The 19,467-nt window shown below is 67.5% G+C and carries 15 protein-coding genes; 4 read left to right on the top strand and 11 right to left on the bottom strand.

Going from position 1 to position 19,467, the window contains the following annotated elements:
- Positions 1–25: 25 nt before the first annotated feature.
- Positions 26–1,951, top strand: coding sequence for an HWE histidine kinase domain-containing protein (locus tag BLTE_RS14900; RefSeq protein ID WP_160140636.1), 1,926 nt, complete (start codon positions 26–28; stop codon positions 1,949–1,951).
- 33 nt (positions 1,952–1,984) lie between these two features.
- Here the strand turns inward: BLTE_RS14900 and BLTE_RS14895 are convergent, their stop codons facing one another.
- The 3 genes from BLTE_RS14895 to BLTE_RS14885 all read right to left on the bottom strand — a co-directional run bounded on the left by BLTE_RS14895 (position 1,985) and on the right by BLTE_RS14885 (position 6,152).
- On the bottom strand, positions 1,985–3,298 hold the full coding sequence (locus tag BLTE_RS14895; protein WP_126401434.1) for a bifunctional folylpolyglutamate synthase/dihydrofolate synthase: 1,314 nt from the start codon (positions 3,296–3,298) through the stop codon (positions 1,985–1,987).
- Between the two features lie 430 nt (positions 3,299–3,728).
- A complete protein-coding gene (locus BLTE_RS14890; protein WP_126401433.1) occupies positions 3,729–4,112 on the bottom strand; it encodes a PilZ domain-containing protein in 384 nt (127 codons plus the stop codon).
- Between the two features lie 153 nt (positions 4,113–4,265).
- A complete protein-coding gene (locus tag BLTE_RS14885) occupies positions 4,266–6,152 on the bottom strand; it encodes a nucleoside-diphosphate sugar epimerase/dehydratase (protein WP_126402235.1) in 1,887 nt (628 codons plus the stop codon).
- A gap of 294 nt (positions 6,153–6,446) precedes the next feature.
- Here BLTE_RS14885 and BLTE_RS14880 point away from each other — a divergent pair, with 294 nt between their 5' ends.
- The gene (locus BLTE_RS14880) at positions 6,447–8,714 is read left to right on the top strand and encodes an O-antigen ligase family protein (RefSeq protein WP_160140635.1); all 2,268 of its coding nucleotides are present in this window, start codon (positions 6,447–6,449) and stop codon (positions 8,712–8,714) included.
- On the opposite strand, the gene BLTE_RS14875 is transcribed toward BLTE_RS14880, so the two are convergent.
- Positions 8,646–9,668, bottom strand: a complete 1,023-nt coding sequence (locus tag BLTE_RS14875; RefSeq protein ID WP_126401431.1) for a hypothetical protein — start codon at positions 9,666–9,668, stop codon at positions 8,646–8,648. The two genes, BLTE_RS14880 and BLTE_RS14875, sit on opposite strands and share 69 nt — an antisense overlap.
- Positions 9,669–9,844: 176 nt before the next feature.
- On the opposite strand from BLTE_RS14875, the gene pyrC reads away from it, so the two are divergent.
- Entirely contained in the window at positions 9,845–10,927 is a 1,083-nt protein-coding gene (gene pyrC / locus BLTE_RS14870; RefSeq protein WP_126401430.1) for a dihydroorotase, read from the top strand.
- A gap of 119 nt (positions 10,928–11,046) precedes the next feature.
- Positions 11,047–11,739, top strand: coding sequence for an orotate phosphoribosyltransferase (locus tag BLTE_RS14865; RefSeq protein ID WP_126401429.1), 693 nt, complete (start codon positions 11,047–11,049; stop codon positions 11,737–11,739).
- 46 nt (positions 11,740–11,785) lie between these two features.
- On the opposite strand, the gene BLTE_RS14860 is transcribed toward BLTE_RS14865, so the two are convergent.
- The 7 genes from BLTE_RS14860 to accD all read right to left on the bottom strand — a co-directional run bounded on the left by BLTE_RS14860 (position 11,786) and on the right by accD (position 19,464).
- The gene (locus BLTE_RS14860; protein ID WP_126401428.1) at positions 11,786–12,529 is read right to left on the bottom strand and encodes an SDR family NAD(P)-dependent oxidoreductase; all 744 of its coding nucleotides are present in this window, start codon (positions 12,527–12,529) and stop codon (positions 11,786–11,788) included.
- A 223-nt stretch (positions 12,530–12,752) separates the two neighbouring features.
- Entirely contained in the window at positions 12,753–14,222 is a 1,470-nt protein-coding gene (purF, locus tag BLTE_RS14855) for an amidophosphoribosyltransferase (protein WP_126401427.1), read from the bottom strand.
- Positions 14,223–14,343: 121 nt separating this feature from the next.
- Complete coding sequence (locus BLTE_RS14850; protein WP_126401426.1) at positions 14,344–14,904, bottom strand: CvpA family protein; 561 nt, start codon at positions 14,902–14,904, stop codon at positions 14,344–14,346.
- 96 nt (positions 14,905–15,000) lie between these two features.
- Positions 15,001–16,524, bottom strand: coding sequence for a DNA repair protein RadA (gene radA / locus BLTE_RS14845; RefSeq protein ID WP_126401425.1), 1,524 nt, complete (start codon positions 16,522–16,524; stop codon positions 15,001–15,003).
- Positions 16,524–17,060, bottom strand: a complete 537-nt coding sequence (locus tag BLTE_RS14840) for a hypothetical protein (protein WP_126401424.1) — start codon at positions 17,058–17,060, stop codon at positions 16,524–16,526. Before BLTE_RS14840 ends, radA begins: the two co-directional genes overlap by 1 nt.
- Positions 17,057–18,412, bottom strand: a complete 1,356-nt coding sequence (locus BLTE_RS14835) for an AAA family ATPase (RefSeq protein WP_126401423.1) — start codon at positions 18,410–18,412, stop codon at positions 17,057–17,059. Before BLTE_RS14835 ends, BLTE_RS14840 begins: the two co-directional genes overlap by 4 nt.
- Before the next feature lie 92 nt (positions 18,413–18,504).
- Entirely contained in the window at positions 18,505–19,464 is a 960-nt protein-coding gene (gene accD / locus BLTE_RS14830) for an acetyl-CoA carboxylase, carboxyltransferase subunit beta (RefSeq protein WP_126401422.1), read from the bottom strand.
- Positions 19,465–19,467: the final 3 nt, after the last annotated feature.

The raw sequence follows: 19,467 nt of genomic DNA, 5'->3' as shown, positions 1-19,467 counted from the left end.
GACGAGCGAAGATGCACGGCGGCGCATGCGGCGCCAGCCTGCAAGGTTCCTGACAGCCGCGGCGGTCCTGCTGCCGATCACCATTTTCGTGGCCGAAGGGGTGCTGGACTATCGGCAGACGGTCGAGCAGGTCCGCACCGATGTCGAGGCCAGGACCGAGGCCCTCGCCAACCATGCCGAGGCGGTGCTGCGCGGCATCCGCTTGGCCATGGCGCGGGTGGAGGATCGCGTCGCCACGCAGCCGTGGGAGGCGGTCCGCAACTCGGCGGAGCTTCGCGCCGATCTCGACGCGGTGCAGGCCGCGATCCCCGAGATCGAGTCGATCTATGTGGCGGGGCCGGATGCCCGCCGGGTTGCCGGCGGCGGCGTCTTCCCGGTGCTGCCGGGCGAGGAGGCCCATTCTGAACCGAGCGTCGCCGAACCAAGTGTTGCCGAAACGGGCGCCGCGCTCCGCGTCGGGGACGGCGCGGCCCTGCCCGAGGGTGGGGCGGCGGCCTTCACGCTGAGCCGTCCGCTCCGGCCCGGCAGCCGGTTCACCGGCACGGTCGGGGTGGCGGTGGCGGCCCTGCCGTTCGAAGCGCTGTTCCGCTCGGCGGGCGGCGGCCGCGACGCGACGGTGGCGCTGGTGCGCAGCGACGGCACGGTGCTGGTGCACCAGTCCCGGCACGATGGCCGGATCCCGTACCACGCAGCGGGCGGTCCGCTGTTCGCCGCGCGCGCGGCGGGGGGGCTCTCCGCAACCGTCGAAAGCATCGAAAGCGGCGCCGCGCCCGATGCCGCCAGCGGCATCGCCGCCGTCCGCAAGCTCGACGGGGCGCCGCTCGCTGTGGCCTATTCGGTGCCGGCCAGCGCCGTCCACGGTCCCTGGCTGCAGCGGATGGCGGCGCTGGCGGCGCTCGCGGTCATGACCAGCATCACCTTGATGTGGGCCGGCCGGCGGGCGCTGCAGGACGCCAGATCCGAGCTCGATCTCGGCCGCGCCCGCCTCGAAGGCGTGGTGCGGGCCATGCCGATCGGCGTCATCGTCGCCGAGGCGCCCTCGGGGCGGCTGGTGCTGGCCAATGATCAGGTCGGCCGCATCCTGCGCGCCCCGGCCGATCCGGCAAGCGGCATCGAGGCCTATGCCAAGCTCGTCGGCTACCATCCGGACGGGCGGCGGCTCGCGCCCGAGGAATGGCCGCTGGCGCGCGTGCTGGGCAGCGGCGAGAGCGCGCCCGAGCAGGAAATCCGCATCGTGCGCGGCGACGGCAGCCGCGGCATCATCGCCGCCAATTCCGCGCCGGTGCGCGACCGGTTCGGCGAGGTGGTCGCCGCGGTGGTGGCCTTCTACGACGTCACCGCGCGCAAGGATTCGCAGGCGCGGGTCGAGATGCTGATGCGCGAGACGCTGCATCGCGCCAAGAACCAGCTTGCCGTGGTCGAGGGCATGGCCCGCCAGACCGGCCGCGTCGCCAGCGGCATCGACGACTTCCTCGACCGCTTCTCCGAGCGCCTGCAGGGCCTCGCGCTGACTCAGACGCTGCTGGTCGAGCGGCAATGGGCGAGCGTGCCGCTGAAGGATCTGCTGATCGCTCAGATGACGGCGTTTCCGGCGCCACTCGGCGACCGCATCGACCTCGACGGCCCGGAGGTGGAGGTGGCGCCCGAGCCGGCCCACAATCTCGGCCTCGCCTTCCACGAACTCGCCCGCAATGCGGTCCAGTACGGCGCGCTGTCGGACGGCGCCGGTCGCATCCGCGTCCATTGGGGCGCGGGCTCCGGCGGCCGGTTCCGGCTGGAATGGGTGGAGGAGGGCGGCCCGCCGATCGAGACGCCGCCGATCGAGCGCGGCTTCGGCTCGATGGTGCTCACCCGCATCGCGGGCGCGGCGGTGGACGGCACGGTGACCATGGAGTTCAACCGCTCCGGCCTCGTCTGGCGCCTCGACGGCAGCGCCCAGTATTTCCATTGAGGCGACGGGCGGCCCGATCTGCCAAGTTCCACCTCAAGTGGGCAGGGTGCCGTCTCGCGCCAGCACGTCGCCGGCGAGATAGAGCGAGCCGGTGACCAGCACCCGCGGCGCTGCGTCGAAGGTTCCGGCGAGGCTTGCCAGCGCTGCCTCGACATTCTCGGCCACCTCCGCCTCGAAGCCGAGCTCGCCGGCCACCTCGGCCAGCATCCCGGGCGGGCGTCCGCGCTCGTGGCCCGGCACCGGCACCGCGATCAGGCGCCGGGCGAGGCCCGCGAAGTGCCGCAGGAACGGCTCGGGCTCCTTGGTGTCGAGCATGCCGCACACCAGCGCCAGCGGCTTGGGTGCGCGCTCCTCCAGGTCGGCCAGGGTGGCTGCGACCACCTCGCCGCCGCCGGCATTGTGGCCGCCGTCGAGCCACAGCTCGGCGCCCGCCGGCAGGAGCCGGATCAGCCGGCCGGAACCCAGCCGCTGCAGCCGCGCCGGCCAGTCCGCCGCGGCGATGCCGGCCTCGAACGCCGACATCGGCAGCGCGAACCGCCCCGCCCGCAGCGCGGCGATGGCCGTGCCGGCATTCTCGATCTGGTGGCGGCCGATCAGCCGCGGCCGCGGCAGGTCGAGCAGCCCGTCCTCGTCCTGGAACACCAGCCGGCCGCCCTCCTCATGGGCGTGCCATTGCTCGCCCGAGACGAACAGCGGCGCGGCGAGGCGTGCCGCCAGCCGCTCGATCACCTCCAGCGCATCGAGCGGCTGGCGGGCGACCACCGCCGGCACCCGGCGCTTGAGGATGCCGGCCTTCTCGCGGGCGATCTCCTCGATCGCGGTGCCGAGATAGTCGGTATGGTCGAGCGAGACGGGGGTGATGACGCTGACCGCCGGCTGCTCGATGACATTGGTGGCGTCGTAGCGGCCGCCCATGCCGACCTCGAGCAGCACCACGTCGGCCGGGTGGCGGGCGAACAGCACGAAGCCCGCCGCGGTGATGATCTCGAAAATGGTGATCGGCTGGCCGGCATTGGCGCGCTCGAGCTCGCCCAGCACGGACACCAGCTCGTCGTCGCAGACGAGGCGGCCGCCGCCCCGCTGTCCAAGCCGGAAGCGCTCGTTGAACCGCACGAGGTGGGGCGAGGTGTAGACGTGCACCCGCCGGCCGGCCGCCTCGAGGATCGCCCGCAGGAAGGCGATGGTCGAGCCCTTGCCGTTGGTGCCGGCGACATGGATGACCGGCGGCAGGCTGCGGTGCGGATCGCCAAGCCGCGCCAGCAGGCGGCCGATGCGCTCCAGCGACAGGTCGATGGCTTTGGGGTGCAGGGCGCTCAGCCGGCCGAGCACAGCGTCGATGGCGGTCACGTCGGTCTCCGCGGGCGGCTTTCATTCGCCCCATGCAGCGGCGGCCCAGATCCGCCCAGCGCCCATATCGGGACGTTCGCGCCGGTGCGCAAGCGCGTGCGCAATACGGTTCCGGCCGATCCTTCAACGCGCCGGGGGCGTATTGCACCCCCCACCCCCGACCCCTCCCCGCCATTCACTGCGTTCATGGGGGGAGGGGAAAAGAGGCGCCCCTTTTCTCCCCTCCCCCCGCGAGCTTCGCGAGCGGTGGGGAGGGGTCGGGGGTGGGGGGCTCTTCGAGGCGGGCGCGAAGCCCGAAACCCGAAATTGGCCGGAAGCCGTTCCGGCTTGCCACCGAAAGAACCGACCCGCCGACGAGGAAAACGCCTCGCCGCCGGGAGCCGTTGGGGTGGGGTTGGCCCGGACACTTTCTGTTTAGCTCTCGCTCCGCCTATTCCTCGTTGCGATAGCGCTTGATGTCCATGCGCAGCTCGCCGAACAGCCGGGTCAGCCGCGCAAGATCGTGCTCCAGCCGGGCGACCCGCTCGGCGAGACTGGCGGCGGCCGGCCCCTCCGGCTCGGCCGCCTCGAAATGCACGCCGATGTCGCGGTTGCGGGTCCAGACGATCCGCACCGGCCGGCAGGCGAAATCGAGCTGCGGCACCGCCAGCTCGAAGGTCTCCGGCAGGGCGACGTCGGTCTGCACCTCGAGCCGCGCCCCGCCGACCGACACGTCGCGCACGGTGCAGTCCAGGCTGACGCTGCGGCCGGTGTGCAGGATGGTTCCCCGGTAGAACGTCCGGCGGCGCTTGGTGCGACGGCGCTCCTCGATCATCGCTGGTCTCTCCGCAATCCGCTGCCCGGTTTCGCCCAGGCGAAATCCGGCCGATCGCACGGAGCATCGCACCGGTCGCTGAAGATCCGGTTTGCAGCGGCAGCGTTCGGTGCGCGTGCGCCGAAGATCACGAAGAAATCATTCGAGCCTTTATCATGCGGTTTCGGCGCCGGCCGGCGCCGGTGCCGCGGGCTTCGCGGCCGGACCTTGCGCGAAATCCGTCACCGCCCGGCGGACCGCCGCGAACAGCCGGGCGCGGTCCTCGGTCTCCACCGCCGCCTCGATCTCGGCCACCAGCCGCCGCATTTCGGCCAGCGGCGGGAACACCGGCTGGGCCGCCACCACGCCGGGGATGCCGATATCGGCGGTCGGCTCCTCGCGGGCGAACAGGATCTCGTTCAGCCGCTCGCCGGGCCGCACGCCGGTGAAGGCGACCTCGATGTCGCGCCCCGGCTCGAGCCCGGACAGCCTGATCATGCGCTCGGCCAGATCGAGGATCTTCACCGGCTGGCCCATGTTCAGCACATAGACCGAGATGCGGTCCTGGTCGGGCGAGGCGTGGGGGGCGAGCGCGTGGCTCGCCGCTGTCACCACCAGATTGCACGCCTCCCGGATGGTCATGAAATAGCGCACCATGTCCGGGTGGGTGACCGTCACCGGGCCGCCGGCGGCGATCTGCGCCTTGAACTTCGGCACCACCGAGCCGTTGGAGCCCAGCACATTGCCGAAGCGCACGGCGATCAGCCGGGTCGGACCCGACGCCAGCTCGGCATCGAGCGCCTGGCAGTACATCTCGGCGAAGCGCTTGGTGGCGCCGAGCACCGAGACCGGCTCGATCGCCTTATCGGTCGAGATCATCACCATCGCCCGGGCCCCGGCGGCGACGGCGGCTTCGGCAACGTTCACCGAGCCCAGGATGTTGGTCTTCACCCCCTCGATCCAGTCGGCCTCGAGATAGGGCACGTGCTTCAGAGCGGCGGCGTGGAACACCAGATCGGGCTTGAACTCGGCCATCAGCCGGTCCATCCGCGCCCGCTCGCGCACGTCGCCGATGCGGCCCTCGACCTGGGTCGCGGGATCGAGCGCGGCGAGCGTCTCCAGCACCGCATGCAGCGCCGGCTCGGCATTCTCGACCACCATCAGATGCGAGGCGCGGTGGGCCACCACGCGCTCGCAGATCTCGGCGCCGATCGAGCCGCCGCCGCCGGTGACCAGCACCCGCCGTCCGCCGACCGCCGCCTCCAGCCGGCTGAAGTCGATCGCCACCGTCGGCCGCAGCAGCAGATCCTCGACCTCGATCGGCGCGAGGCGGATCGTTCCGCCCTCCTCCAGCGGCTGCATGCGCGAGATCGGCAGGCCGAGCTTGCGGGCGCGGGCGAGCAGGGTGTCGGGCGCGGCCTCCGGCGCCAGCGCCGAGGGGGTGACGATCAGCCGGCCGATGCGCAGGCCCCGCGCCTCGTATTCGGCGACCGTCGCCTCCAGCAGGTCGAAGCCGCCCAGCACCGGCACCGCCCGCAACGACTGGTCGTGGTCCGAGGCGTTCGGTGATAGGATGGCGATCGGCATCAGCTTCTTGATCGCGCCCGATTCGAAGGCGCGGACCACCACCTCGGCATCATGGGCGCGGCCGAGCACCAGGGCCGGCGTCGCATTCTCGACATTGGCGCCGTGGCGGGTGCGGGCATAACGGTAATAGCGATAGGCGATGCGCGGCCCGCCCAGTAGGAAGATCTGAAATACCCAGTAGAGGGCGATGGTGACCTTGCCGAAGAAGAACTCGTTATAGAATGTCGAAGATGCGAGAATGTAGTCGAGCACCAGCAGGCTGAGCGCCAGCACCGTCACCGCGCGGAAGATGCTGGAGAGGTCCGGCAGCGAGGCGAACCGCCACTTGGCGCGATAGAGCGAGAAGAACGAATAGACGAGGCTGGCATAGAACGCGAACAGCGGCAGGAACACCGCCAGCGCCGGCCAGCGGGCCTCGAGCCCCGCGGCATCGAACCGGACATAGAAGCTCGCCAGGACGGCGAGGCACGTCATCACCGCGTCGTGGATGACCACGACGAGTTGCCGAACGTTGCGGAAGGGCGTGAGCAAAGACGGTATAGGCAATGGCGTCGACTCGTTGAATACCGGCAACCGTGTCTAGCCGGGTTCGTGGGCCAACGCCACCGCGTCGATCATGCGGACGCCGGTGGCGGAGACGTGTAGATTAGCGCCCGAATCGACAAGCAAATTTTGCGGGCGCGAATTCGAGAAGACGTAGGAATATTTGCGGGAATGAAGCGCAACTTAGTCACATTTGCTACAATTATAGTTGCAATTTCAGCAATTATGCTGACCTTCTGGCTTTATGGGGCCAGCGGCATCGTTGACGCCATGCTTGGTTACTCGCCGGGGGCGATCCTGTCGGCCCTGGCATTCCTCGGCCTCAACTACGTCATCGCCTTTGCCAGGTTTCTTTTTGTCATCAGGCATTTGTCGGGCGAGCGGCTCGGCTGGAGGCCGGCGTTCGCCGCCTACAATGTCGGCCAGATTTCCAGCATCTTCCTTTTCAACATCGTCGGACAGAGCCTGGGACGGGCCGCGATGCTCGCCCGCCACGGCATCGGGGTCGATGCCAGCGTCGTCGGAACCTATGTCGAGCGGCTGGTCGCCACGGCGGTGCTGGGCCTGTCCGCCGTCCTCGCCGCCATCCTGCTGTTCGGAACGATCGGCCTGACGCTCGAGGGCGGCTTCGACTATCTGCTCGCCGTCACCGTGTCGCTGAGCATTGCCGCGTTCTTCGCGTGGCTGCTGGTGCTGCGGGGCCGGCAGGAATGGCGCGTCTGCACCAGCATCGTGCCGACGGGATCGCTGCTGTGGCCGACGGTGCTCTTGACCGTGATCGCCCAGATCGCGATGGGGGCCGCCTATTGGGTGCTGCTCTCTCCCCACATCGCCGGCATCGATTCCGGCCAGATCGCCGCCGCCCTGGTGATCGTGATGTTCACCTCCAGCCTGCCGATCAGCTTCTCCGGCTGGGGAATCCGCGAACTCAGCGCCGCCAAGGCGCTGGGGCTCCTCGGCGTGGTGCCGACGGCAGCCGTCGCCGCGGCGCTGACGATCGGGACGATCTCGCTCGTCATTCCGCTGATCGGGGCCGCGGTATCCGCAATCCTGGCGCGCGTGCTGCCCGACAGCCGGCCGCCCGAGGCCGGCACCGCCGAGCGGGTCGCGGTCCCGGGCGCCGCGGCGCTCGTCCTGATCCTGGCGTTCGCGACCGCCATCCTGGTCCTGTTCCAGATTCGCGTACCGTTCGAGAACCATGTCGCGACGGTCAGCCCCGGCGATGCCGCGGCGCTCACCGCGCTCGGTCTTGTCGGCTACCTGCTGTGGCGTGAGCAGCGCGGGCTCACGGTCCTGCCGCCCGCAGTGCTGGGATGCCTCGGCGTTCTGAGCCTCGTGGTCGGTTATGCCCTCTGCATCGGCTATGTCCGCTTCGGCACGATCGACTGGGCCTGGCTCAATCGCGGGCTCGGCTGGATCGTCTGCCTGGGCTATGTTTCGGTCGGCGCCGGCGTGGTTCTGGTGGCGGGCGACCGCGGGCGACTTCGCGTCCTGGCCGTGTTCCTGGTCGCGCTGCTCACGGTCTCGCTCATTCAGATCGGCCTCTATGCGGCCGCGCACCTGCAGGTGTTCGAGGAAGACTGGTTCAACAGCAGCTGGATCGAAGGCTTCGCGCTCAACCGCAACGCCTTCGGGTTTCAACTCGCCATCGGCCTCGTGGTGGCGTGGCTGTTCGTTCTGCGCGATGCCGCTCGGGGACATTGGCAGCGGCACTGGTTCTCGGCCTCCTGCCTGCTCCTCGCCACCTACCTCACCCTGTCGCGCGCGGCCTTTGTCACGCTGGGCGTGCTGATCGTGCTGGGCGTCGCCTTCGCGTCTGGGCTGCGGTGGCAGCGCCTGTCGGTGTTCGCCGCCGCTCTCGCCACTGCGACCTTGCTGGGGACGGCGGCGCCGACCCTGGAGCCGCTCAACGGCTTCGCCATGGCAATCGGCCGGCAAGTCGCGGGCGATTGGACCGCAAGCAATCCGGTCGCCGAAGCGGCCGCGAAATTGGCGGAGAACCGCCAAAGCTCCGATGCCGAGAGGTGGCAGACCATCAATGACGGTCTGGCGCTGTGGCGCCGGCATCCGCTGTTCGGGGCAGGCCTCGGCGGCTATGTTCATGAGCGGTTGCTGCGCGGCGAGAGCTTCCAGGTCGTCCACAGCGTGCCGGTCTGGCTGCTCGCCGAAGCGGGAGCGGTCGGCCTGATCCTGGCGCTGGCCGGTGCCGGCTGGGTTCTGCTCTGGCTGTGGCGGCAGCGCGACGGCCACACCGGCATCCAGGCCCGCGCGGCCGCAATGGCGCTGGCCGTGTTCGCGATCTTCGGGCTGGTTCACGACGTCTTCGCCCAGCGATCCTTCTGGTTGGTGTTCGGGCTGCTCGTCGCCATGAACCTGCCTGGGCGTTCCTCAACGACGACTGCGAGCGACGCTCCCAACCGCGAGTCACTTTCCGTCGCCGCTGGGCAAACCTGTGATCAGGATGGCATCAATCTCTTGATATCCAGAAAATGAAATCCAATCAATCTCCGCAAGTCCGTCATAAAAAATCAGCGAATCACCGCCGCGAATTCTATAATTGATATACTTTTCTCCGCAATTAATCGGATCAACATTTGTTTTAGCGAAAGATTTGTTCGTTTTGTTGACGGTAAATATTGTAATTTCTGCATCGTTCTTGAAGCGCATTGTTCTTACCCAGGATCTATCGTAGCGACTTCCCAAATAGTCCCAAAATGTCGTCATCTTGAGATGGGAAGAATCGCGTCGAACATCTTTTGATGATCCATCAACGGTGCCGATGTGCAGTTGCTCGTCGGCGCCAATCGGTACTTCGACTTCGATGTTGAGTGTGTCGCCCTGGCGGGCAAATCTCGGCGAGTGCATTTCCAAGTAAAAATCCGCGCGACCGGAAGCGGCAACAGCATGCCATTGCATCGGCCTCCCGGAGCGCGTCAGGGCGGGTTCGGGTCCTGCAATCCGCCCATCCTGCAGGGGGACGACTCCGAAGAACGGATCCAAGAAAATGTGCCTGCCGCCATCAATCTCTGCGACCACGCCGGAGTGGCCCGTCGTGTCGTCTACGATGTTGATTTGGTCCGCATCGATCCCCTGGGATTCGAGCAGGAATATCAGGGCTCGCGCCGCGGAATCGCACAGCCCGTAGGGGAACAATAGATCGACAGCTTCCTGATTGACGCGGAAAAGCGGCGGAATATGTCGACTTGATAATATGTATAAAATCGATTTGTATCTCGGGGTCTGGCTGTATCTTACGAAAGATGTGTGAATATGCCGCGTCATTTCGATCGCGAGACGATCTTTGTCTGTTGAAATCTCAGATGATGATTTTGATATGGTGGCTGCCTTTGACAGCGCGGCTATCTCAATGCCGATTTTTGTTACAATGAGAAATGTGACGGCAATCAGCGGCAAAATAAAAACTGATCGGACTATTTTCCAGACCACAACGGTGCTCCACGATCTAACGAAATACTTCTTTCGACGAGGCTGGTATGGCGTCATCACAGGAATTAAACCCTGCCGCAGCCTGAATGAATCGCACGCACGGCGTCATCGCGCGGCCGATTCCAATCCTGGGGAACACTGTCGCAGGCCGGCGGCAGATGGTCTAGACAAGGCGCATGGCCAATCCCACCACCATCACCATTCGCCGGCCGGACGACTGGCACCTGCATCTGCGCGACGGTGTCATGCTGGCCGCCGTGCTGCCCTTCACCGCCAGCCAGTTCAGCCGCGCGGTGATCATGCCCAATCTGGTGCCGCCGGTCCGCCGCGCCGCCGAGGCCTGCGCCTATCGCTCGCGCATCCTGGCGGCGCTGCCGCACGGGCTGAATTTTCACCCGCTGATGACCTGCTACCTGACCGACGAGACCGATCCCGACGATCTGATCGAAGGCCAGCGCACCGGCGCCTTCTTCGCCGCCAAGCTCTACCCCGCCAACGCCACCACCAATTCGCAGTTCGGCGTCACCGACCTCGAACGGCTGAACCGCGTGCTGGAGGCGATGGAGTTCGCCGGCATGCCGCTGCTGGTCCATGGCGAGGTCACCGATCCCGCCGTCGACATCTTCGACCGCGAGGCGGTGTTCATCGAGCGGGTGCTCGGGCCGATCCGCCGCCGCTTCCCGGCGCTGCGCATCACGCTGGAGCACGTCACCACCGCCGACGGCGTGGCCTTCGTCGAAGAGGCCGGCGAGCGCACCGGCGGCTCGGTGACGCCCCACCACCTCACCTTCAGCCGCAACGCCATGTTCCAGGGGGGCTTGCGGCCGCATTTCTATTGCCTGCCGGTCGCCAAGCGCGAGCGCCACCGTCAGGCGCTGCGCGCCGCCGTCACCTCGGGCCATCCCCGCTTCTTCCTCGGCACCGACAGCGCCCCGCATCTGCGCAGCGCCAAGGAGAGCGCCTGCGGCTGCGCCGGCCTGTTCTGCGCGCCCACCGCGCTTGCCGCCTACGCCCAGGTGTTCGCCGAGGAAGGCGCGCTGGACAAGTTCGAGGCGTTCGCCGCCGAGAACGGCGCCCGCTTCTACGGCCTGCCGCTCAATGCCGACCGCATCACTTTGACCGCCGAGGAGACCGATGTGCCGGAGGACGTGCCGGTGCAGGGGCTCGGCACGCTGCACCCCTTCCTGGGGGGAACCCGCATCGGCTGGCGCGTCGATGGTCGGCCGGTGCCCGCCCGCTCTGACGCGAAATCCGGCTGACCAAGCCGGCGTTTCGTATTCCGTTCGCCGAAAATCCCCCTTCGAGAGGGGATTTTCGGCGAGACCGTTTCCTGCGATCCCGAAGGGATCATCCGGAAACCGTATGACACGAGGACTCGATGACCGACCCGTTCCACGGCAAGCGCCTGATCGCCCGCGAGACCGCCCGCATGCTGCTCGAGGTCAAGGCGGTGCTGTTCAATGCGACCGAGCCGTTCCGCTTCACCTCGGGCCGCATGAGCCCGGTCTATATCGACGGCCGCAAGCTGATCTCGTTTCCGCGCCTGCGGCGGCGGCTGATGGAGTTCGCGGTCACCACGCTGGAGCGCGAGGTCGGCTACGAGGCGTTCGACGCGGTGGCGGGCGGCGAGACGGCGGGCATCCCCTATGCCGCCTGGATGGCCGACAGGCTCGACCTGCCGATGCTCTATGTGCGCAAGAAGCCCAAGGGCTTCGGCCGCAACGCCCAGATCGAGGGTGATCTGAAGGAGGGCCAGCGCGTGCTGCTGGTCGAGGATCTCGCCACCGACGCCGGCTCGAAAATCAATTTCGTCAGCGGCCTGCGCAATGGCGGCGCGGTGGTCGAGCACGCCTTCGTGGTGTTCTTCTACGGCATCTTCCCGGTGGCGGAGACCAAGCTCGCCGAGCTCGGCATCAAGCTGCACTACCTCGCCACCTGGTGGGACGTGCTGCAGGTGGCCAAGGACGGCGGCTATTTCGACGCCCACACCCTGGGCGAGGTCGAGGCCTTCCTCAACGCGCCCGAGCCATGGTCGCTCGCCCATGGCGGGGTGCCGGTCGAGGCCGCCTGAGCTTGCGAGGTTCTCCGGCCGAAGGGCCGGAGAACCCTATTCCGAGTCACACCGGCGGCTGGAAGCTCTTCAGCGTCCGGGTCTTGAATTCGTAGATGCGGCCGGAGTCGGTGAAGCTCGGCAGGCACATCTCGACGATCTTCTCGGCCGGGGCCTCGGGCGGCGGCAGCGTCTCGGGGTCCTCGCCCGGCATGGCGGTGGCGCGCATCTTGGTGCGGGTGGGGCCGGGATTGAACAGATTGACCTTCACCGGCGTGGTGGCGACCTCGGCGGCATAGGTGCGGCCCATGCAGTCGACCGCGGCCTTGGTCAGCGCGTACGGCCCCCAATAGGCGCGCGGCGACTGGGCGACGCCGGACGACAGCAGCACCACCCGGCCGGCGTCCGAGGCGCGCAGGAGCGGGTCCATGGCGCGGATCACCCGCCAGGTGGCGGTGATATTGACCGCGATCAGATGGTCCCAGTGATCGACCTCGACATGGGCGAGCGGCGAGATCGGCCCCAGCGTCGCGGCATTGGCCACCAGGATGTCGAGCTTCTTCCAGCGCTCCCAGACGGCGGCGGCGAGCCGGTCGAGCCCGTCGCCATCCTTGACGTCGAGCGGCACCAGGGTCGCGCTCTCGCCGGTGGCCGCGCGGATCTCGTCGTCGAGCTCGGTGAGGCCGCCCTCGGTACGGGCAATGGCGATGACGTGGGCGCCGGCCTTGGCGAGCGCGAGGGCGGTGGCGCGGCCGATGCCGCGCGAGGCGCCGGTGACCAAAGCGATGCGGCCGGCGAGCGGACGGTCCATGGGTGTGCACTCCAAAGCTAGAGCATTTCCCGCAAAAGCGGATTCCGGTTTTGCGAAAGAAAATGCGATAAAACAAGAACCTAGAGCGTCCGCTGGATCCAATCAGATCGGCGGATGCTCCAGAGCATTCTCCGCAAAGGCATGTGTCTGCTCTTGCGGCAAGAATGCGGACGCTCAGATCGTCAGGGCCTCAATGGGGATTTGGCGCGCGGCTGCTCCGCCCTCAACTCGCCTCCGCCAGCAGCGACAGCTGGCGCGGCGGCGGCGCCTCGCCGTTGCGGTCGGTCAGCGCGGTCGGGTACTCGCCGGTGAAGCAGTGGTCGGTGAATTGCGGCCGCGATGGGTCGCGCTGCTCCACCCCCATGGCGCGGTAGAGCCCGTCCACCGACAGGAAGGCCAGCGTGTCGGCGCCGATATAGTGGCGCATGCCGTCGAGGTCGTGATTGGCGGCGAGCAGCTTGTCGCGCTCGGGCGTGTCGATGCCGTAATAGTCGGGGTGGGTGATCGGCGGCGAGGCGATGCGGAAGTGCACCTCGCGGGCGCCGGCATCGCGCATCATCTGCACGATCTTCACCGAGGTGGTGCCGCGCACCAGCGAATCGTCGACCAGCACGATGCGCTTGCCGTTGACCACCGCCCGGTTGGCCGAGTGCTTCAGCCGCACCCCCATCTCGCGGATGGTCTGGGTCGGCTGGATGAAGGTGCGCCCGACATAATGGTTGCGGATGATGCCGAGCTCGTAGGGCACGCCGGAATGCTGGGCATAGCCGATCGCCGCCGGCACGCCGGAATCGGGTACCGGCACCACCACGTCGGCCTCCACCGCCGTCTCGCGCGCCAGCTCGCGGCCGAAGGCCTTGCGCACCTGATAGACCGACTTGCCGCCCACCACCGAATCGGGCCGGGCGAAATAGATGAATTCGAAGATGCAGGGCCGCGGCGGCATCGGCGGGAACGGCTTCACGCTCTCCACGCCCTCCTCCGACACCACGATCACTTCGCCATTCTCGACGTCGCGCACATAGCGCGCGCCGATGATGTCGAGCGCGCAGGTCTCCGAGGTCAGGATCGGGTGGCCGTCGAGCATGCCCAGCACCAGCGGCCGGATGCCGTTGGGATCGCGGGCGCCGATCAGCTTCTTGTTGGTCAGGCCGACGAAGGCGTAGGCGCCCTCGAGCTGGCGCAGGCCCTCGACGAAGCGGTCGATGAAGCGGTTGCGCTTGGAGCGGGCGACGAGGTGCAGCATCACCTCGGTGTCGGTGGTCGACTGGCAGATGGCGCCGTCCTTGACCAATTGATGACGCAGCGTCAGGCCGTTGGTGAGGTTGCCATTGTGGCCGATGGCGAAGCCGCCGCCGTCGATCTCGGCGAACAGCGGCTGGACGTTGCGTAGGATGGTCTCGCCGGTGGTGGAGTAGCGCACGTGGCCGATCGCCGAATCGCCGGCAAGCTGGGCGATGACGGCGGGGTCGGAGAAGGTGTCGCCGACGAGGCCGAGCCGGCGTTCGGAATGGAAGCGCTGGCCGTCGAAGGTGACGATGCCGGCGGCCTCCTGGCCGCGGTGCTGCAGCGCGTGCAGGCCCAGCGCGGTGATGGCGGCGGCATCGGGATGGCCGAAAATGCCGAACACCCCGCACTCCTCGCGCAGGGTGTCGCCGTCCAAATCCTCATCGCGCCCGATCATGTCGTGCATCCTGTGCTGTGCCGGAAATGGAAATCGGGCCGGCGCCGCAGCCGTCACCGCGCAAGCTCGCGGCCCGTCATCGGGCTGCCTTGTATCAGGTGCCGCCGGCCGTGCCGATCCGGAAGTCCCATCACGGTTTCGTGCCCGGGGGGCGCGGCTGGGCGGCGGGCTCGGCGTCATCCTTGGGCGGCTTCAGGTTGCGCAGCATCGCCTCGGGATCGTCCGGCAGCAGCGACATCAGCCAGTCGCCGGTGGAGCGCAGCACTGTGTAGGACTTGGCCTCCTTGATCCAGGCCGGCTGCTTGTCCTCCAGGAGCCAGGTCAGGAACAGGAAGGCGACCACCATCACGATCAGGCCGCGCCCGAGCCCGAACACGAAGCCGAGCGAGCGGTCGAGCGCGCCGATCCGGCTGTCCAGGATGGCGTCGGAAATCTGGGCGGTGAGGATCCACACCACCAGCAGCGTGACGAGGAAGATGCCGGCGGCCGAGGCGGCGAGCGCCAGCGTGTCATGGCTGATGTACTGGCGGGCGAACGGCAGCACCTGCGGATAGAACACCGCCGCGGCGGCACCGGCGGCGATCCAGGAGCCGATCGAGAACAGTTCCCGGACCAGCCCGCGCACCATGGCGAGCAGCCCGGAGATCAGCATGATGACGAGCAATGCGATGTCGAGAGGGGTCAGCGGCATAGCATATCGCCGGGAAGAGTCGGCGCTTTCGGGCGGGACGGGAAGGATGGAACGGCAAGGCGCGCAGCCCTCTATACCCTTGCCGCGCGCCGAAAGTCACCCGTCTTGTCGCCGGCTTGTGACAGCCGGGGGACGATCGGGGCTTTCGCGGCGCGGTGGTTCGTTCCGCTCGCGCCGCGGGTCATCTTTGCGCTCGCGCCGCGGCGACTCCTCCCGCTCGCGCCGCGGGTCTTCCCTCCGCTCACGGCGCGGCGCCTCGGCTGCGATGTCGGCGACGAGGCCGGCAAGCGCGCCGGTCGCGGCGAGCGCGAGCCCCGGCTCGACCGGCTCGCGTCCGCCCTCCGGGCACACCGCGCGCTTGAAGCCGAGCTTCATCGCCTCCTTGAGGCGGGCCGCCGCATGCGCCACCGGCCGGATCGCCCCCGACAGGCTCACCTCGCCGAAATAGACCGCGTCCGCCGGCAGCGCCGCTCCGGTGAGCGAGGACACCAGCGCCGCGGCGGCGGCGAGATCGGCGGCGGGCTCGCCGATGCGCAGGCCGCCGGCGACGTTGAGATAGACGTCGTGCTGGCCAAGCCGCACGCCGCAATGGGCCTCCAGCACGGCGATCACCATGGCCAGCCGGTTGGAATCCCACCCCACCACCGCGCGGCGCGGCGTGCCGAGCGGGCTCGGCGCCACCAGCGCCTGGATCTCGACCAGGAGCGGCCGCGTGCCCTCCATGCCGGCAAACACCGCGGTGCCCGGCGCGCCGAGATCGCGCTCCGACAGGAACAGCTCGGAGGGGTTGGCCACCTCGGCGAGGCCGCGGCCGGTCATCTCGAACACGCCGATCTCGTCGGTCGGGCCGAAGCGGTTCTTGAGCGCGCGCAGAATGCGGAAATGGTGGCCGCCCTCGCCCTCGAACGAGAGTACCGCATCCACCATGTGCTCGACCACGCGCGGGCCGGCGATCTGGCCGTCCTTGGTGACGTGGCCGACCAGGATCACCGCCGCGCCGCTGGTCTTGGCGTAGCGGATCAGCGCCTGGGCCGAGCCGCGCACCTGGGCCACCGTGCCCGGCGCCGAGTCCACCGCGTCGGTCCACATGGTCTGGATCGAATCGATCACCGCCAGCCGCGGCGGCGGATCGTCGGAAAGCGTCGCCAGAATGTCCTCGACATTGGTCTCGGCGGCGAGCGCCACCTTGGCGCCGGCAAGGCCCAGCCGCTCGGCGCGCAGCCGCACTTGCCCGGTCGCCTCCTCGCCCGAGACATAGACCACCCGCTCGCCGCGGCCGGCCATGGCGGCGGCGGCCTGGATCAGCAGCGTCGACTTGCCGATGCCGGGGTCGCCGCCGATCAGGATCACCGAGCCGCGCACGAAGCCGCCGCCGGTGACGCGGTCGAGCTCATGGATGCCGCTCGGGGTGCGCGGCGCATCGGCGCTGCCGCCGGCCAGCGTCTCCAGCGCCACGAGGCGGCCCTTGCGGCCGGGGCGCTGCGCCGCCGGCGCGCTGGCGAGCGGGCTCGCCTCCTCGGCGATGGTGTTCCACTCGCCGCAGGCGTCGCACTTGCCCTGCCAGCGGGTATAGACCGCGCCGCAGGCTTGGCAGACGAAGGTCGTGGTGCGCTTGGCCATCAGCGACGCCGGTTCGATGACTTCCGGCGTCTATTGGCCGGACGCTCGAACCATGTCGATGGCTCGCATCCGCACAGAAAGCGGATCTCGATGCCATTGGCAGTCAAAGCTTCCCGGTGCTCCAGCCAGTCGGAATCGGTGGCGTTGATGACGGGAATCTGCTCCCGGCGACTCAAGGCCGCGAACTTGCGGTCGGACGGATCGAATCTTTCAAGTCTTGGGTCCGCCGGAAAATCAGCATAATTGCCATTGGGCGTCTTTGGCAAAGGAATGAATTCCACCAAGCGTGGGTCGCTGCTGAGAACGATCTGGTAAAACCGATCCCCAACGCCGGGCTGGCCACTGGGCAAGAGCTTGTGGCGATATTCAGATTGGATTTCCCCGGCAAGGTCGAGAACAACTCGCCCGGTTGCACGAAGCTTGATGAGGAATTCAACGGCCGCCTGTCGGCAGTCGATCGATGGCAGGGAGCTACCTTCATCCGCTCGTCCATTGGCGACGATCGGAACATTGGTGTCGACGACGCAACGGGTCATTCCGCGGCTTTCATCCGTTTCAGCCGTGCAAGCTCGGCCTGGGCAGTCTCGGTGAACGCGTCGCCCATGAACTTGTCTGGCCAGTTCAGGATGTTGCCGAGCATGTCGAGGTTGAGCGGCTCGGCAATGGAGCGCTCCTTCTCAGCGCGGCAGAAATAGAGTTTCACGTCTTTGGCCGACGCCTTTTCCTCCGCAATCCGCCGCTGCAGTCGCAGCAGCAGGTGCTCCGAATGGCTTTCGACAATGACCTGCACTCGGCGGTGAGTGGCAACATTGAGGATGACGTCGGCCAGTTCAGCCTGGGCCAGCGGATGCAGATGGATTTCCGGCTGCTCCAGAATGACAGTCGAACCCTCGGGCACGTAGTAGAGCAGGGTGATGACCGGCAGCACCTGCGATACACCGAAGCCGACGTCGGTGAGCAGAACCTGGGTGCCTCCGGGTCTTGTCGTCACCCGAGCCTGCCAGCGGTTCGATCCCGGAGCGATTTCCTCGACCTTGAAGGCGTGGATGAGGCCCATCTCGCGAAGCCAATAAGCAATCATCTCTTGGAATGATTTCAGATGAGCTTTCGGCTTGAGGTTTCGGGTCTCGTTGGCTTCCGTTGCGGCGAGAATGGCATCAATCGCCTTCTCCCCACGTAGGCCGACATCGCTGGGACGTGAGCGTGCCCAAAGATAATCACGCTGGGGGTAATTTCTTAAAGGACCGAGATAGAAAATCCGGTCCATCTCAGCCTCGTAGGCCGCTTCAAGTTCCGACAGAAAACTGGCGTTTTGAAAGTAGGTTCGGGCCTGGTCCGGGAACGCATAGGTCTTGACGGGCCCGGGCAGTGCCCACGGGCGACCAAGGGTTCGGACAAACTCGAAATCGGGAACACCTGCGGCTGCAAGCTCAAACTTACCGTCGCTTCCTGGTCGCGGCAGCAGCGAGAATTCTGCAGTCCCAAGGCAATAGGTCAAACGCTTGGCCAGCGGGGCCATCTGTTGAACGATGACCTCGCTTCGGATTTCAAGTGACTTGGATTTGACGAGGTCGGTGCTTCGACTTCCGCGCACATCCTGAAGCGCCAGTTCGGATTTCAATTCGAATCCAATCGAGAATTCGACCGCCTTGTCTTCGTCGTGCTGGTGAATGGCGTCCTTGATGGTTCCGAGCTGAACGAGCGGGCCGTTCAGCTCCAGCGAAATTGCGCGGTCGGTGGCCTGCTTGGTCTGCTTCAGCATCAGCAGGAACTGCAGAATGCTGGTCTTGCCCGAGGAATTGGTGCCGAACAGCCCCGTGACGTTGCCAAGCGGCAAATCCGCCTCGGCCCAAGTCTTGAAGTTGGTAAATCGCAGGCGAGCCAACATAGATCAAATCATGCCACACCCCTTCCGAGAGCCGCAATCGCCCGCTCTCGGTGGATGCTTCCCGTCAAGCTGCAACTGCCGGTCGCCCCGTCTCACCCCGCCGGGGTTTCGGCCGGGGCCGGCTCGGCGGCGGGCGGTGCCTCGGGCTCCGGCGGTGCCGCGTCCTGCACCGGCGCGGGGGCCGGCGGCGCCGGCGGTTCCGGCCGCGGCGTCTTGGTGAGCAGGTGGCACAGCCGGGCCAGAGTGGCGCGCATGTCGTGGCGGTGCACCACCATGTCGATCATGCCGTGGGCGCGCAGATATTCGGCGCGCTGGAAGCCCTCCGGCAGCTTCTCGCGGATGGTCTGCTCGATGACGCGCGGGCCGGCGAAGCCGATCAGCGCTCCGGGCTCGGCGATTTGGACGTCGCCCAGCATGGCGTAGGAGGCGGTGACGCCGCCGGTGGTCGGGTTGGTCAGCACCACGATGTAGGGCTTCTTGGCGTCGCGCAGGCGCTGCACCGCCACGGTGGTGCGCGGCATCTGCATCAGCGACAGGATGCCCTCCTGCATGCGGGCGCCACCGGACGCGGCGAACAGGATGAAGGGCGTGCCCTTCTCCAGCGCGGTGTCGAGCCCCTTGATGATCGCCTCGCCGGCCGCCATGCCGAGCGAGCCGCCCATGAAGCTGAAGTCCTGCACGCCGATCACCACCGGCAGGCCTTCCAGCTTGCCGAAGCCGAGCTTCACGGCATCCTGCATGCCGGTCTTGGCGCGGGCGTCCTTGAGGCGGTCGATGTAGCGCTTCTCGTCGCGGAACTTCAGCGGATCGACCGGCGCCTCCGGCAGCGGCACGTCGAACCAGGTGGCGTTGTCGAAGATCGACTTCAGCCGCTGGGTGGCGCCCATCCGCATGTGGTAGTTCGAGCCGGGCACCACGTACTGGTTGGCTTCGAGGTCGCGGTGGAACACCATCTGCCCGGTTTCCGGGCACTTGATCCAGAGATTTTCCGGCGTCTCGGTCTTGAACAGCGTGCGAATCTTGGGTCGCAGCGTCGTCGAAATCCAGTTCATGGC

This window comes from Blastochloris tepida (assembly GCF_003966715.1).
Taxonomy (GTDB): domain Bacteria; phylum Pseudomonadota; class Alphaproteobacteria; order Rhizobiales; family Xanthobacteraceae; genus Blastochloris; species Blastochloris tepida.
Note: the sequence above shows the minus strand (reverse complement) of the source record. Positions and strands in the feature narration are given on the sequence as shown.